The organism is Bradyrhizobium sp. UBA2491 (assembly GCF_002341725.1).
In the GTDB taxonomy this organism is placed as follows: domain Bacteria; phylum Pseudomonadota; class Alphaproteobacteria; order Rhizobiales; family Xanthobacteraceae; genus Bradyrhizobium.
Genome location: NZ_DDOP01000006.1, coordinates 157,928 through 172,457 on the forward strand (window position 1 = coordinate 157,928; position 14,530 = coordinate 172,457).

The 14,530-nt window shown below is 64.1% G+C and carries 12 protein-coding genes; 1 reads left to right on the plus strand and 11 read right to left on the minus strand.

Annotation, left to right across the window (positions count from 1 at the left end):
- Positions 1 to 26: 26 nt before the first annotated feature.
- From B2W55_RS02185 to B2W55_RS02195, 3 genes are read right to left on the minus strand one after another with little or no spacing between them, the layout of a single operon-like run.
- Positions 27 to 758, minus strand: a complete 732-nt coding sequence (locus B2W55_RS02185) for an ABC transporter ATP-binding protein (protein ID WP_024581718.1) — start codon at positions 756 to 758, stop codon at positions 27 to 29.
- Entirely contained in the window at positions 755 to 2,524 is a 1,770-nt protein-coding gene (locus B2W55_RS02190; protein WP_024581719.1) for an ABC transporter permease subunit, read from the minus strand. The genes B2W55_RS02185 and B2W55_RS02190 overlap by 4 nt, the downstream gene beginning before the upstream one ends.
- Before the next feature lie 5 nt (positions 2,525 to 2,529).
- A complete protein-coding gene (locus B2W55_RS02195; RefSeq protein WP_024581720.1) occupies positions 2,530 to 3,570 on the minus strand; it encodes a branched-chain amino acid ABC transporter permease in 1,041 nt (346 codons plus the stop codon).
- A 179-nt stretch (positions 3,571 to 3,749) separates the two neighbouring features.
- On the opposite strand from B2W55_RS02195, the gene B2W55_RS02200 reads away from it, so the two are divergent.
- The gene (locus B2W55_RS02200; RefSeq protein WP_024581721.1) at positions 3,750 to 4,268 is read left to right on the plus strand and encodes a MarR family winged helix-turn-helix transcriptional regulator; all 519 of its coding nucleotides are present in this window, start codon (positions 3,750 to 3,752) and stop codon (positions 4,266 to 4,268) included.
- 117 nt (positions 4,269 to 4,385) lie between these two features.
- On the opposite strand, the gene B2W55_RS02205 is transcribed toward B2W55_RS02200, so the two are convergent.
- The 8 genes from B2W55_RS02205 to B2W55_RS02240 form a co-directional block, all read right to left on the minus strand.
- Positions 4,386 to 5,669, minus strand: a complete 1,284-nt coding sequence (locus tag B2W55_RS02205) for a glycerate kinase type-2 family protein (protein ID WP_024581722.1) — start codon at positions 5,667 to 5,669, stop codon at positions 4,386 to 4,388.
- A 22-nt stretch (positions 5,670 to 5,691) separates the two neighbouring features.
- Positions 5,692 to 6,924 carry an ABC transporter substrate-binding protein gene (locus B2W55_RS02210; RefSeq protein WP_029879197.1) on the minus strand — a complete coding sequence of 411 codons (1,233 nt, stop codon included), beginning with the start codon at positions 6,922 to 6,924 and terminating at the stop codon, positions 5,692 to 5,694.
- 188 nt (positions 6,925 to 7,112) lie between these two features.
- Entirely contained in the window at positions 7,113 to 8,339 is a 1,227-nt protein-coding gene (locus B2W55_RS02215; protein ID WP_024581724.1) for an ABC transporter substrate-binding protein, read from the minus strand.
- 163 nt (positions 8,340 to 8,502) lie between these two features.
- The gene (locus tag B2W55_RS02220) at positions 8,503 to 9,729 is read right to left on the minus strand and encodes an ABC transporter substrate-binding protein (RefSeq protein ID WP_024581725.1); all 1,227 of its coding nucleotides are present in this window, start codon (positions 9,727 to 9,729) and stop codon (positions 8,503 to 8,505) included.
- Positions 9,730 to 9,971: 242 nt separating this feature from the next.
- Complete coding sequence (locus tag B2W55_RS02225) at positions 9,972 to 11,198, minus strand: ABC transporter substrate-binding protein (RefSeq protein WP_024581726.1); 1,227 nt, start codon at positions 11,196 to 11,198, stop codon at positions 9,972 to 9,974.
- A gap of 120 nt (positions 11,199 to 11,318) precedes the next feature.
- On the minus strand, positions 11,319 to 12,542 hold the full coding sequence (locus tag B2W55_RS02230) for an ABC transporter substrate-binding protein (RefSeq protein ID WP_024581727.1): 1,224 nt from the start codon (positions 12,540 to 12,542) through the stop codon (positions 11,319 to 11,321).
- An 83-nt stretch (positions 12,543 to 12,625) separates the two neighbouring features.
- A complete protein-coding gene (locus tag B2W55_RS02235) occupies positions 12,626 to 13,642 on the minus strand; it encodes a branched-chain amino acid ABC transporter permease (RefSeq protein ID WP_024581728.1) in 1,017 nt (338 codons plus the stop codon).
- Between the two features lie 2 nt (positions 13,643 to 13,644).
- On the minus strand, positions 13,645 to 14,523 hold the full coding sequence (locus B2W55_RS02240; protein WP_024581729.1) for a branched-chain amino acid ABC transporter permease: 879 nt from the start codon (positions 14,521 to 14,523) through the stop codon (positions 13,645 to 13,647).
- Positions 14,524 to 14,530 lie beyond the last annotated feature (7 nt).

The following is a 14,530-nucleotide window of genomic DNA, read 5'->3' on the forward strand; positions in this document are numbered from 1 at the left end:
ATCCATCCGCGTACGTACCCGCGTTCCTAAATCGCGCTGTCGCCCTCGTGCTGGAAGCCGAGATAGCTCGCGGCGACGCCCTTGTTGGCGGCGATGTCCTTGGCTGGGCCCGACAGCACGAATTCGCCGAGCTCCATCACATAGGCGCGGTCGGCGATCTGTAGTGCGGCCTGGGCATTCTGCTCGACCAGCAGCACCGAGACCCCGGCTGCGCGGAGCTCGCCGACGATGCGGAAGATGTCGGCGACGATGATCGGGGCGAGGCCGAGGCTCGGCTCGTCCAGCATCAGGAGTTTTGGCGCGCCCATCAGCGCGCGGCCCATCGCCAGCATCTGCTGCTCGCCGCCGGACAGCGTGCCGGCGAGCTGCTTGCGCCGCTCCCTGAGCCGCGGAAACAGGGTGTAGACCCGCTCCAGCGAGGTCGCGGCGACAGCCTTCGCGATCCGGAACGCGCCGAGCTCGAGATTGTCCTCGACATTCATGGTGCCGAACAATTCGCGATGCTCGGGCACCAGGCTCAAGCCCTTCGCGACGCGGTCCTCGATGTCGAGCGGCGCCATGTCGGCGCCAGCGAAGCTGGTGCGGCCCTTTAGCGGCAGCACGCCCATCATGGCGTTGAGCAGCGTGGTCTTGCCGGCGCCGTTGGCGCCGATGATGGTAACGATCTCGTTGTCGGCGACGTCGAGCGAGACGCCGCGTACCGCCTCGACCTTGCCGTAGGAAATGTGGACGTCGGCGACCGATAGCAGCGCAGTCATGCGGCGGCTCCGAGATAGGCCTTGATCACGTCGGGATTGCGCTTGATCGCGGCCGGCGTGCCCTCGGCGATCTTGGTGCCGAAATCGAGCACCACGATGCGGTCGGCGAGATCCATCACGAAGCCCATGTCGTGCTCGACCAGCAGCACCGACATGCCGCCGTCGCGCAATTGCCGCAGCAGCGCAGCCAGCCGCTGCTTCTCCATGTGGCGCAGGCCGGCGGCCGGCTCGTCGAGCAGCAGCAGCATCGGATCGACGCACAGCGCGCGCGCGATCTCGACGATGCGCTGCTGGCCGAGCGACAGCGAACCCGCGAGCTGGTCGATCTGGTCGGACAGGCCGACGCGTTCGATCTGCCGCGCGGCCTCCGCCAAAAGCCTCGCCTCGTCGGCGCGGTCGAGCCGCAGCATGCTGGAGATCGCGCCGGACGAGCCGCGCAGATGGGCGCCGATCGCGACGTTCTCCAGCACGGTCATGTCGGGCACCAGCTTGACGTGCTGGAAGGTCCTGGACACGCCGAGCTTGACCACCTCCTGGGGCGGGGCGTTGGCAACTTCCCTGCCGAGCACCGAGACCTTGCCGCCGGTCGTGGCCAGCACGCCGGTGATCAGGTTGAAGGTGGTGCTCTTGCCGGCGCCGTTCGGGCCGATCAGCGCGACGATCTCGCGGGCGTTGACGTCGAACGAGACGTCGTTCACCGCGACCACGCCGCCGAACTGCTTCCGTGCCTTCTCGACATGCAGCAGCACCGGCGACGAGCCGGCAGCGCGCTCGGGATGCTCCAGCTTCACCGACGTATCAGGCGTCTTGCGCGCGGGCTTGAACGGCAGCCGCGACATCAGCCAGGGCCAGACGCCCTGCGGCGCGAGCTGCAACAGCAGCACCAGCATGATGCCGAACACGATGGTCTCGAGCTGGCTCTGGCCGCCGAAGATGTAGGGCAGGTAGCTTTGCAGCACTTCCTTGAGGATCACGACGATGGCCGCGCCGAGCACGCCGCCCCAGACGTAGCCGGCACCGCCGACCACGGCGATGAACAGATATTCGATGCCGGCCTGCGCGCCGAACGGCGTCGGGTTTGCGGCGCGCTGGAAATGCGCATAGAGCCAACCGGACAGGCCGGCCAGAACGGCCGCATAGATGAACACCAGCAGTTTGGCGCGCGGCGTCTGCACGCCGAACGCTTCCGCCGCGACATGCCCGCGCCGCAGCGCGCGGATCGCACGCCCGGTGCGGGAATCCAGCAGGTTCATGGTCAAGAGCGCGGCGAGCAGCACCGCGACCCAGATCGCGTAATAGATCGCATCCGGGCTCAGCATCTTGAACGAGCCGATCGAGAGCGGCGGAATGCCCGAGATGCCGTCATTGCGGCCGAGGAATTCCAGCTTGCTGAACAGATAGAACAGGCCGATGCCCCAGGCGATGGTGCCGAGCGGCAGGTAATGGCCCGACAGCCGCACCGTGACGAGGCCGAGCAGCACCGCCGCGATGCCGCTGACCAGAAGCGATGCCGGCAAGGTCAGCCAGGGCGAGACGCCATAGGCTGTGGTCAGCACCGCCGTGGTGTAGGCGCCGAAGCCGCAGAACGCGGCCTGTCCGAACGAAGTGAGGCCGCCGACGCCGGTGAGCAGCACCAGCCCCATCGCCACCAGCGCGGCGAGGCCGATATTGTCGAGCAGCACGATCCAGAACGGCGGGACGCCCGGGAGCAGCGGGATCACCGCCATCGCGAGCGCGAAGATGATCAGAGGCAGCCGCTGCGTCATCGCGCTCAATCCTTCTCTTCTTCGACCTGGGGCGCTGCGAGCGAGCGCAGCACCAGGACGGGAAGGATCAGCGTGAACACGATGACTTCCTTGAAGTTGCTGGCGTAGAACGACGAGAAGGCCTCGACGATGCCGACCACGATGGCCGCGACCGCGGTCAGGGGATAGCTGACCAGGCCGCCGATGATGGCGGCAATGAAACCCTTCAGGCCGATCAGGAAGCCGGTGTCGTAGTAGAGCGTGGTGATCGGCACGATCAGGATGCCGGAGATCGCGCCGATCACGGATGCGAGCAGGAACGCGATCTGGCCCGACAGCGTGGTGCGGATGCCGACCAGGCGGGCGCCGAGCCGATTGACCGCGGTGGCGCGCAGCGCCTTGCCGGTCCTGGTGTAGCCGAAGAACAGCCAAAGGGCGGCGATGAAGCCGACCGTCAGGCCGTACACCGCGAGGCTCTGGCCGGTGAAACGCAGCGGGCCCGCGGTCACCGCGGCGTTCGACAGCGCCGGGCCGCGCAGGCCTTCGGCACCGAAGAACACCAGGCCGAGGCCCTGTAGCGCCAGATGGCAGCCGACCGAGGCGATCAACAGCACCAGCACGGAGGTGTGCGCGATCGGCTGGAACGCGATGCGGTAGAGGAACAGCCCGATCGCCGCCACGATCAGCAGCGCCAGCGCGATGTTGACGGCGATCGGCGTGTTGGGGCCGACCAGCGCATAGGTCAGGCCAAGCAGCGCGAACGGGAAGGCGATGTTGAGCGCGACGGAGCGCATCACCTTGCTGGCGTGCAGCGCCTTGCGCGCGAAGAACAGGTCGAGGGCGAAGGCGACGAGCCCCATCGCGACCGCGAGCCGCACGGTGCCGGGCACCTGGCCGGTCGCCAGCATGGCGTAGCTCAGCGCGCCATAGGTCACGAATTCGCCCTGCGGGATCAGGATCACCCGCGTCACCGCGAACACCAGCACCAGGGCCAGCCCAAGCAGTGCGTAGATCGCGCCATTGGTGATGCCGTCCTGCAGCAGGAACAGCATGATCGTTGTGTTCAAGGCCGAGCGCTCCCCCTTAAGCGTCGGGCCGTCGCAACCGGCTGTGCCGGTCGGGTCGGCCGATATCGGCTGTTGATAGCCGTCGATATTAGATATAGCGGATAACAATTATTGGATATAATCTCAAGATCCCCGAGCGTCCCGCGGGGTTTTTGTACCGGGATTGCGAGCCTGGAGCGATGACTGTTTCCAAGACCGCCTCCGATGTCGTCAGGTCTCCGCGCGCCACGCGTCGGGAACCGGTCGATCCTGCCGGGGACGACAGCATGCTGCAATTGGGCGAACTGTCAGGTTTGCTCGGCTATTCGTTGAAGCGGGCGCAGCTCAAGGTATTCGAGGACTTCCTGCGCTGCGTGGCGCCGCTGCAACTGACCCCGGCGCAGTTCTCGGTGCTGCTGCTGCTCGACAAGAACCCGGGTCGCAACCAGACCGAGATCGCCAACACGCTCGGCATCCTTCGGCCGAATTTCGTCGCGATGCTCGACGCGCTGGAGAGCCGCGACCTTTGCGCGCGGATGCGCTCCACCAATGACCGCCGCTCCCACATCCTGGTCCTCACCGACAAGGGCCGCGCCGTGCTGGCGCGCGCCAAGAAGCTCGTCGCCAACAAGCACGAGGCGCGGCTGATCGAGGTGCTCGGCCCGGCCAACCACGCCGCGCTGCTGGAAATGCTGGCGAAGCTCGCGCAGGAGTTTTGAGGGCTCGTCATTCCGAGGCTCGCGAAGCGAGAGCCCGGAATCCATTGCGCCGCAAGCTTCGCGGCTGAATGGATTCCGGGTTCAGCCCTGCGGGCTGCCCCGGAATGACAAGGCGCCTCAATCCACCAAAATCACCCTGACATCATTCACATTGGTCAGCGTCGGGCCGGTCAACAGCAGATCGCCGGTCTGCGCGAAAAAGCCGGTGGCGTCGTTGTTCTCGAGATAGGCCTTCGGATCGAGGCCGATCGATTTCATCTTGGCGAAGGTCGCCTGGTCGATCATGGCGCCGGCGGGGTCGGTCGCGCTGCCGGCACCGCCATCGGCGCCATCGGTGTCGGCGGCGAGCGCCGCGATGTCGGGCGTATCCTTGAGCAGGCCGGCGAGCGCCAGCGCATATTCCTGGTTGGGTCCGCCGCGGCCGTTGCCGCGCACCGTCACCGTAAGCTCGCCGCCGGAGACGATCGCGACGCGCTTGCCCTCGCTGCGCGCCTTCAGCGCCAACCGCGCATGCTCGGCCGCAACCTCGCGGGCCTCGCCTTCGAGATCGGCGCCGAGCGCGATGGTCTCGTAGCCGGCGTCCTGCGCGACCTTCACCGCGGCGTCGATCGAGGCTTTGGGTTTTGCCAGCAGCTCGAACGTGGCGCGTGCAAAGGCCGGATCGCCGGGCTTGCAGCTCTCATTGCTGGGATCGTCGAGCGCGCGGCGCACCGCGTCATCGACCGAGAGATTGTACTTGGCGACCAGCGCGCGGGCATCCGCCAGCGTGGTCGGATCCGGCACCGTCGGGCCCGAGGCGATCGCCGAGGGATCGTCATGCGGCACGTCCGAGATCGCCAGGGTGACGATCTCGGCGGCGTGCTGGCCGGCGCGCGCCAGCCGTCCGCCCTTGATCCGCGACAGATGCTTGCGGACGATGTTCATTTCGCCGATCGGCGCGCCGGAGCGCAGCAGCGCGCGGTTGACCTGCTGCTTTTGGGCAAAGCTGACGCCATCGACCGGCGCGATCCAGTTCGCCGAGCCGCCCCCGGTCAAGAGCACCAGCAGCAGGTCGTCGGGCGTCGCTTCCGCCGCCAGCCGCAGCGTATCGTCGGCGGCGCGCAGGCCGGCCTCGTCGGGCACCGGGTGGCCGGCCTCGACCACCTTGATGCGGCGGGTCGGCACGCCGTGGCCGTGGCGGGTGGTGGCGATGCCGACCAGCCGCTGTGGCTCGAGGCCGAGCGTGTCGAGATAGTGCCGTTCCGCCGCCGCCGCCATCGCGCCGGCGCCCTTGCCGGCGGCGAGGCAGATCACCCGTCCCTTCGGCACCGGCCGCAGCCGCGCCGCGAGCACGACGTCGGGATGCGCAGCCGCCACCGCGGCATCGAAGATCGAACGCAGGAAGGGACGACGGTCGGTCATGGCTGGGCCTCCGTATGACGGATCAGTTGCCGGCGATCTCGCCGCTGATGACGTCGCCGAACAACTGCCAGCGCTCGCCCTTGAACTGCATCAGCTGCAACTGCTCGATCGGCTGGAAGTCGGCAGGGCCGGTGGTGAGCGTCACGCCCGGCAGCAGGCCGCCTTGCGCGAACTGCTTCAGGCTCGCCGCCTGCTTCATGACGTTGGCGCGGGTGAGATCGTCGCCGCAGCGGCGCAGCACCTCGACCATGGTGGTCGCCATGTTGTAGCCGGTCATCGCCGAAGCATCGGCGCGGTTGGTGTCGGGCAAATATTTGGCGAGCAGATCGTCGAACGCCTTCATGCCGGCATCGTCCTTCCACTGCGGATCGCTGGCGTCCTTGGCGTAGGCCGCCGAGATCACGCCCTGCGCATTGTCGAGCCCGGCCGGACGCATCACCGTCGCGGTGGAGGCCGAGACGTTGGAGACGATCGTCACCGGCTTCCAGTTCATCTCGCCGAGCTTCTTGATCGCCTGGGCGCCGAATTTCGGCGTGGTGAAGAAGATGATGACGTCGGGATTGGCGGATTTCAGCCGCACCACATGGGAATCGATGGTGGGTTCGGCGACCTCGTAGCTCTCCTTGGCGACGACCGCTGCCGGATTGCCGGCGAAGCCGTCTTCCAGGCCCTTGAGGTAGTCCTTGCCCATGTCGTCGTTCTGGTAGAGCACCGCGACCTTGGCCGCGGGTTTCTCCTTGAGCAGATATTTCGCGTAGATCCGCGACTCGCTCTGGTAGCTCGGCAGCCAGCCCATGGTCCACGGGAAGGCCTTCGGGTCGTTCCACTTGGTGGCGCCGGTGGCGACGAACAGCTGCGGCACCTTCTTGGCGTTGAGATACTTCTGGATCGCGGTGTTGGAGGCGGTGCCGAGCGTGCCGAACAGGAACAGCACCTCGTCGCTCTCGACCAGCTTGCGCGCCTGCTCCACCGCCTTTGGCGGCGAATAGGCGTCGTCGTAGGAAATGAAATTGATCTTGCGGCCGTTGATGCCGCCGTCGTCGTTGACCTTCTTGAACACCGCGCCCATGGCCTTGCCGACCACGCCATAGGCCGACGCCGGGCCGCTATAGGGGACGATGTTGCCGATCTTGATCTCGGTATCGCTGGCGCCGGTGTCGTACTTCTTCTGCGCCCATGCGGCATGGCCGGTCGCGGCGGCGACGGTGAGGCCGAGCAGGGCGGTTGCGATACGGTGTCGGATCGGCATCGTCATGTCCCGAAAACTCCTTGTTGTTCCCGCGCCAGGGCGTCGGTTTCGTTTCGGATGATTGCCGGTTTTCCTAGCGCATTGCCGGGCAAAGTGTAAGCGGCATCGCCCCTGGAGCCGGCGCAATGGCTAATGAAAAAGCCTCCTGCGACGGTATCGCAGGAGGCCATTCAGTTTCGTCCGTTGATGGAAAATCAGCCGCCGACGTCGGCGCTGATGACGTCACCGAACAGTTCCCATTTCTCGCCCTTGAACTTCATCAGCTGCAACTGGCTGATCGGCGCGAAATCGTTCGGCGCGGTGTTGATCTTGATGCCGGGCAGCAGCACCTCGGTGCGGAAGTCCTGCAAGTTCGCCGCCTGCTTCATGATGTTCTCGCGCGTGAGGTTGTCGCCGCACTGCTTGAGCACCTGGACCAGGGTCTGCGCCACGCCGTAGCCGGTCACGGTGCCGCCGTCGAGCTTGTCGCCTTCCGGGAAGTCCTTGGCCATGAAGGCGTAGAATTCCTTCATGCCGGGATCATTGTCCCATTGCTTGTCGGAGGCGTCCTTCAGGTAGGCGGCGGAGATGATGCCCTGCGCGTTGTCGTAGCCTGCCGGCTTGATCACGCTGCCGACCGATGCCGACACGTTGTTGAGGAAGTGGGTCGGCTTCCAGCCGAGCTCGGCGACCTTCTTGATCGCCTGGGCGGCGAATTTCGGCGTTGCGATGTCGACGAAGACGTCGGCGTTGCTGGCTTTGAGCTTGACGATGTGATTGTCGATGCTCGGCTCCGAGGTCTCGAAACTGTCCTCGGCGACGATCATGCTGGCGGCCTTCTGGCCGAGACCATCCTTCAGACCCTTGAGATAGTCCTTGCCGTAATCGTCGTTCTGGTAGAGCACGGCGATCTTGGCGTTCGGCATGTTCTTCAGGATGTATTTGGCGTAGATCTGGGTCTCGCTCTGGTAGTTGGGCTGCCAGCCCATGGTCCACGGAAACTCCTTCGGATCGTTCCACTTGGTGGCGCCGGTGGCGACGAATAGCTGCGGCACCTTCTTGGAGTTCATGTACTTCTGGATCGCCGAGTTCGACGGCGTCCCGAGCGAGTTGAAGATCAGCAGCACTTCGTCGCTCTCGACCAGCTTGCGGGCCTGCTCCACGGCCTTCGGCGGCGAGTAGGCGTCATCGTAGGAGATGAAGTTGATTTTGCGGCCGTTGATGCCGCCGGCGTCGTTGATCTTCTTGAAATAGGCGGCCTCGGTGCGGCCGATGATGCCGTAAGCGGATGCGGGTCCGCTGTAAGGCATGATGTTGCCGATCTTGATCTCGGTGTCGCTGGCGCCGGTGTCGTATTTCTTCTGGGCAAGCGCCGAACCGCTTGAAGCTGCGGCGAGCGCAAGCGCGGCCGCAAGGACCGCCAGATGTCGAGGTGCGGACATTAACGTCTCTCTCCCTGTTGTCAGACTGATGTGTCGTGGCCCCCTGTTTCGAAGGCTCTGTTGTTGTTCGCTAGCAATATCATTCTGTCCCGACCGCCTCAACGACGGGCCCCTGCGACATTGCCGCAGGGGCCGCGTGTTGGTCGATCAGGCTTGCTCGTAATCAACCGCCGACGTCGCTGCTCAGGATGTCGCCAAAGCGCTCCCAGGTCTCGCCCTTGAAGCGCTCCAGCTGCAATTGCGAGAGCGGGGCGAAATCGGTCGCCGAGGTGTTGACCTTGATGCCGGGCAACAGGCCGCCCAGCTCGAGGTTCTGGATGCTCGCCGCCTGCTTCATGATGTTGGCGCGGGTCAGGTCGTCGCCGCAGGCCTTCAGCACATGCACCAGTCCCTGTGCCACGGTGTAGGCGTACATCACGGAGGCATCGGCGCGGTTGGCGTCCGGATAGTATTGATCGAGGAATTTGTTCCAGGCGATCATCGCAGGATCGGTCGTCCACTGCGGATCGGTCGGATCCTTCAGATAGGCCGAGGAGATGATGCCCTGGGCGTTCTCCTTGCCGGCGGGCGCAATCACGCTGCCGATCGAGGCCGAGACGTTGTTGAGGAAGTGCAGCGGCTTCCAGCCGAGCTCGGCGTTCTTCTTGATTGCCTGCGCGGCGAATTTCGGCGTGGTGATGTTCATGAAGACGTCGGCGCCCGAAGCCTTCAATGTCACGATATGCGAGTCGATGGTCGGCTCGGTGACCTCGTAGGTGTCTTCCGCGACGATCAGCGACGCGCCCTTGGCGCCGAGCCCGTCCTTGAAGCCCTTCAGGTAGTCCTTGCCGTAATCGTCGTTCTGGTAGAGCACGGCGATCTTGGCGTTCGGATGGTTCTTCAGGATGTACTTGGCGTAGATCTGGGTCTCGCTCTGGTAGTTGGGCTGCCAGCCCATGGTCCAGGGAAACTCCTTCGGATCGTTCCATTTGGTGGCGCCGGTGGCGACGAACAGCTGCGGCACCTTCTTGGTGTTCATGTATTTCTGGATCGCCGAGTTCGGCGGCGTGCCGAGCGGATTGAAGATCAGCAGCACCTCGTCGCTCTCGACCAGCTTGCGCGCCTGCTCGACGGTTTTCGGCGGCGTGTAGGCGTCGTCATAGCTGATGAAGGTGATCTTGCGGCCATTGATGCCGCCTTCGGCGTTGATCTTGCGGAAATAGGCCTCCTCGGTCTTGCCGATCACGCCATAGGCGGACGCAGGGCCGCTGTAGGGCATGATATTGCCGATCTTGATCTCGGTATCGCTCGCGCCGGTGTCGTATTTCTTCTGGGCCAGCGCTGTGCTGCAGGATGCGGAGACGAGCGCGAGCGCAACGGCAAATGCCGCCAGATGTCGTGTTGCAGACATGCGGTTTCTCTCCCTGATAGCAGATGATGTGTCGCGGTCCCCCTGTTTCGAGGGCTCATTGTTATGAGTGCAAACTATCATCTTACCCGGGACGTCTCAACGAAAAGCCCCCGCGGCGGTGCCACGGAGGCTGCGTCTTTAGTCGCGCTCACGGGATCGGTGCGAGACATCCGCACAGATTGCGGTTGCTTCGCGCGACGCTGTTGAGTTGAGCGTGCGGATCTGACGACGATCCGCGACGATCAGTTGCTGAGATTGCTCGAAATGATGTCGCCGAACAGCTCCCACTTCTCGCCCTTGAAGCGCATCAAGCGCAGTTGCTTGATCGGTGCGAAGTCGGTGGGCGAGGTGTTGATGCTGATGCCGGGCAGCAGCGTGTCCGGGACAAAGTCCTTCAGGCTCGCGGCCTGCTTCATGACATTGGCGCGGGTGAGATCGTCGCCGCACATCTCGAGCACCTTCACCAGGGTTTGCGCGGCGGCATAGCCGTAGGCGTTGGCGCCGTCGAGCTTGTTGGCGTCGGGATAGTCCTTCTTAAGGAAGGTAAGGAATTTCTCCATGCTGGGATCCTTGTCCCACTGCGGATCGGCGCCGTCCTTGAGATAGGATGCCGACAGGATGCCCTGCGAATTTTCGAAGCCGGCGGGCTGCATCACGCCGCCGACCGAGGCCGAGACGTTGGTGACGATCTGCAACGGCGTCCACGCGATCTCGGCGGCCTTCTTGATCGCCTGCGCCGCGAATTTCGGCGACGTGATGCTGATGAAAGTGTCGGCGCCGGCGGCTTTCAGCTTGACGATGTGGCTGTCGATGGTCGGCTCCGACGTATCGTAGGCCTCCTCGGCCACGATCATCGACGCCTTGTCGCCGAACGCGTCCTTCAGGCCCTTGATGTAGTCCTTGCCGAAATCGTCATTCTGGTAGAGCACGCCGACCTTGGCGTCGGCCTTGTGCTTCATGATGTATTTTGCGTAGACCCTCGCCTCGTCCTGGTAGGACGGCTGCCAACCCATGGTCCATGGATAGTTCTTCGGGTCGTTCCACTTGGAGGCGCCGGATGCGATGAACAACTGGGGCACCTGCTTCTCGTTCATGTATTTCCGGACCGCCGCGTTGCTTCCGGTGCCGACCGAGCCGAACACCAGCAGGACCTGGTCGTCCTCGACCAGCTTGCGCGTCTGCTCCACCGTCTTGGCCGGTGAGTAGCCATCGTCATAGGAGATGAATTTGATCTTGCGGCCGTGGATGCCGCCGGCATCGTTGATCATCCTGAAATAGGCCGCTTCGGCCTTGCCGATCACGCCAAAGGCCGAAGCCGGTCCCGAGTACGGCATGGTGTTGCCGATCTTGATCTCGGTGTCGCTGACGCCGGGGTCAAAGGCCTTCTGGGCCAGTGCGCCGTCGCAACACGTCATGATCAGGGCAAATGCGGACAAGAGCGCCGTCAGGGACGGACGTACGGCAGTCATGGTTTCCCCACCTGGAGTCTTTGTTGGAGCGTATTCAATACCATCGGCACCGGGCGTCAACAAAAAGCCCCCGCGACTGAAGTCGCGGAGGCCGGTTGATTTTGTTTCCGCAGTGCAATGTTACTCGGAAGGCACGTCGCCGGAAATGATGTCGCCGAACAGTTCCCATTTCTGACCCTTGAAGCGCTGCATCTGCAACTGGGCGATCGGGGCGAAGTCGGTGGCCGAGGTGTTGATCTTGACGCCGGGCAGCAGCGTGTCGGGCGTGAAGTCCTTCAGGCTGGCGGCCTGCTTCATGACATTGGCGCGGGTCAGATCGTCGCCGCACATCTCGAGCACCTTGGCGAGCGTCTGCGCGGCGCCATAGCCGTAGACATAGCCGCCGTCGGTGCGGTCGGCGCCGGGCATGTACTTGTCGAGGAAGGCCGACCATTTCTTCATGCCGGCATCGTTGGCCCACTGCGGATCGGCGCCGTCCTTGGCGTAGGCCGCCGACAGCACGCCCTGGGCGTTGTCGAAGCCGGCCGGCTGCATCACGCTGCCGACCGAGGCCGACACGTTGGTGATGATCTGCAACGGCTTCCAGCCGAGCTCGGCGGTCTTCTTGATGGTCTGGGCGCCGAACTTCGGCGTGGTGTAGATCAGCAGCACGTCCGGATTGGCGGCCTTGATCTTGACGATGTGGCTGTCGATCGATGGCTCGGAGATCTCGTAGCTCTCCTCCATGATGATGCTGGTGGCCGCCTTGGCGCCGAAGCCGTCCTTGGTGCCCTTGAGGTAGTCTTTGCCGAAATCGTCGTTCTGATAGAGGATCGCGACCTTGGCGTCGGGCTTCTCCTTCATCAGCCATTTGGCGTAGATCTGGGCTTCGCTCTGGTAGCTCGGCTGCCAGCCCATGGTCCACGGGAAGTTCTTCGGATCGTTCCACTTGGTGGCACCGGTGGCGACGAACAGCTGCGGGATCTTCTTGGAGTTCAGGTATTTCTGGATCGCGGTGTTCGACGGCGTGCCGAGCGGGTTGAACACCAGCAGCACCTCGTCGCTCTCGACCAGCTTGCGCACCTGTTCGACCGCCTTCGGCGGCGAGTAGGCATCGTCATAGGTGATGAAGTTGACCTTGCGGCCGTTGATGCCGCCCTGGTCGTTGATCATCTTGAAGTAGGCTTCTTCGGTCTTGCCGATCACGCCATAGGCGGAGGCGGGGCCGCTATAGGGAATGATGTTGCCGACCTTGATCTCGGTATCGGTGGCGCCGGTGTCGTATTTCTTCTGGGCGAATGCGGCAGTGGACGTCGCGGCAACGATCGCCGCGGAAATCGCGGCGATCCGAACGGTAGAAAGCATAATGTCTCCTGGTTTGGTTCTATAGGCTTTTAGTGAGCATGATCCCGTCCGGAAAACCGCGTCGCGGTTTTCCGGATCATGCTTCAGTTTTTCTTGAGCTTCGCGGCCAGCTGCTGGGCAACGATCGCAACCTGCCTGGCGCCGTGCGGCACGAGGAAGATGACGAGGAACAGCAGCACGCCGAACACAGCGCCGGAGAGGCCCTTGGAAATGCCTTCAGCGATGTTGGGCACGAAGATGATGAAGGCGGAACCTACGATCGAGCCCGGCAGCCAGCCGACGCCGCCGACCACCATACCGAGGAACAGCGAGATCGCGAGCTGGATGGTGTAGCCGTCGGGTGCCACGAACTGCACCGCGATGGCGCCGAGACCGCCGGCGACGCCGGTGATGCCGGCCGAGACGCCGAACGCCAGCGTCTTGTACAGCGCGACGTCGACACCCATCGCGGAGGCTGCGATCTCGTTGTCGCGGATCGCCATGAAGGCGCGGCCGGAGCGCGAGCGCAGCAGGTTCACCGAGGCGACATAGATTGCGATCGAGACCACCAGGGTGAAGTAGTAGAGCCACATGTCCTGCGACATCGGCAGGCCGAACGGGGCATCCGGCTTGGTGACGACGAGGCCTTGCACGCCGCCGGTCCAGTGCTCGAAATAGCCGAGCTTGAGCAGCTGCGGCATCGCGGTGGCAAGCGCGAAGGTCGCGAGCGCCAGATAGACGCCGGAAAGCCGCAGCGCCGGCTGGCCGAACAGGAAGCCGAAGCCGAAGCAGACGATGCCGGCGATCGGCAGCGTCAGGGCATAGTTCATGCCCGCATGCTCCATCAGGATCGCCGACGTATAGGCGCCGACGGCATAGAACGCGCTCTGACCGAGCGAGAACTGACCGCTGCCGCCGGTCAGGATGTTGAGGGCCATCACCGCGAGCGCGTAGATCAGAAGCATCGTCATCTGGAAGATGATGAAGTTCTTCACGAACAGCGGGATGATGATCAGCGCGGCCAGCACCACGAGCGAGGTGCCGTAACCGAGGGTCATCGCGCGCTTTGGCACGGCCTCGATGGCCGGGGCTTCTGTGACGATTTCTTCAGCGGCGCTCATGATCAAACTCGCTTGACGATGGCGCGGCCGAACAGGCCTGCCGGTTTCACGACCAGGACGACGATGATCAGCGCAAGCGCGATCGGAAGTTTCAGCTCATTGCCGACGCCGGGGATGTAGGTGCCGACCAGGTTCTCGAAGATGCCGACCAGGAAGCCGCCCATCACGGCGCCGAACGGCGAGCTCAGGCCGCCGAGCACGGCCGCGGCAAATCCGTAGATCAGCACGCCGAGCATCATGTTCGGCTCGAGGAACACCACCGGTGCGATCATCATGCCGGCGATCGAGCCGATCGCGGACGCCATGCCCCAACCGAGCGCGATCATCCACGAGGTGTTGATGCCGACCAGGCGGGCCGATTCCGGCAGCGAAGCCGCCGCCCGCATCGCAAGACCGACCCGGGTGAAGCGGAAGAAGAAGAACAGCAGGAGCAGCATCAGCAGCGTGATGCCGATCATGCCGGCCTGGTGGGTCGAGATCAGCTGGCTGCCGAGGAACGGCGAGGAGCCGAACGGCGTCGGATATTGCTTGATGGTGAAGTCCCAGATCAGGCCGGCGACCGAGTTGATGATCGCATAGAGCGCGATGAACCCGGCGACGTTGGTCAGGATCGGCGCCTTCGCCAGCGGCTTGAACAGCAGCCGCTCGATGACGATGCCGGCTGCGAACGAAAAGGCGACCGTGAGCACGAAGGCGCCCCAATATGGCACGCCCCATTGCATCAGCTGCCACGACACGAAGGTCGAGAACATCGCCATTTCGCCTTGGGCGAAATTCAGATGGTCGATGGCCTGGTAGATCATGACCACCGCGAGCGCCATACAAGCATAGATCGCGCCGGTGGCGATGCCGGCCAGGACCTGGTTGGCAAAAAGCTCCATTGTGCCA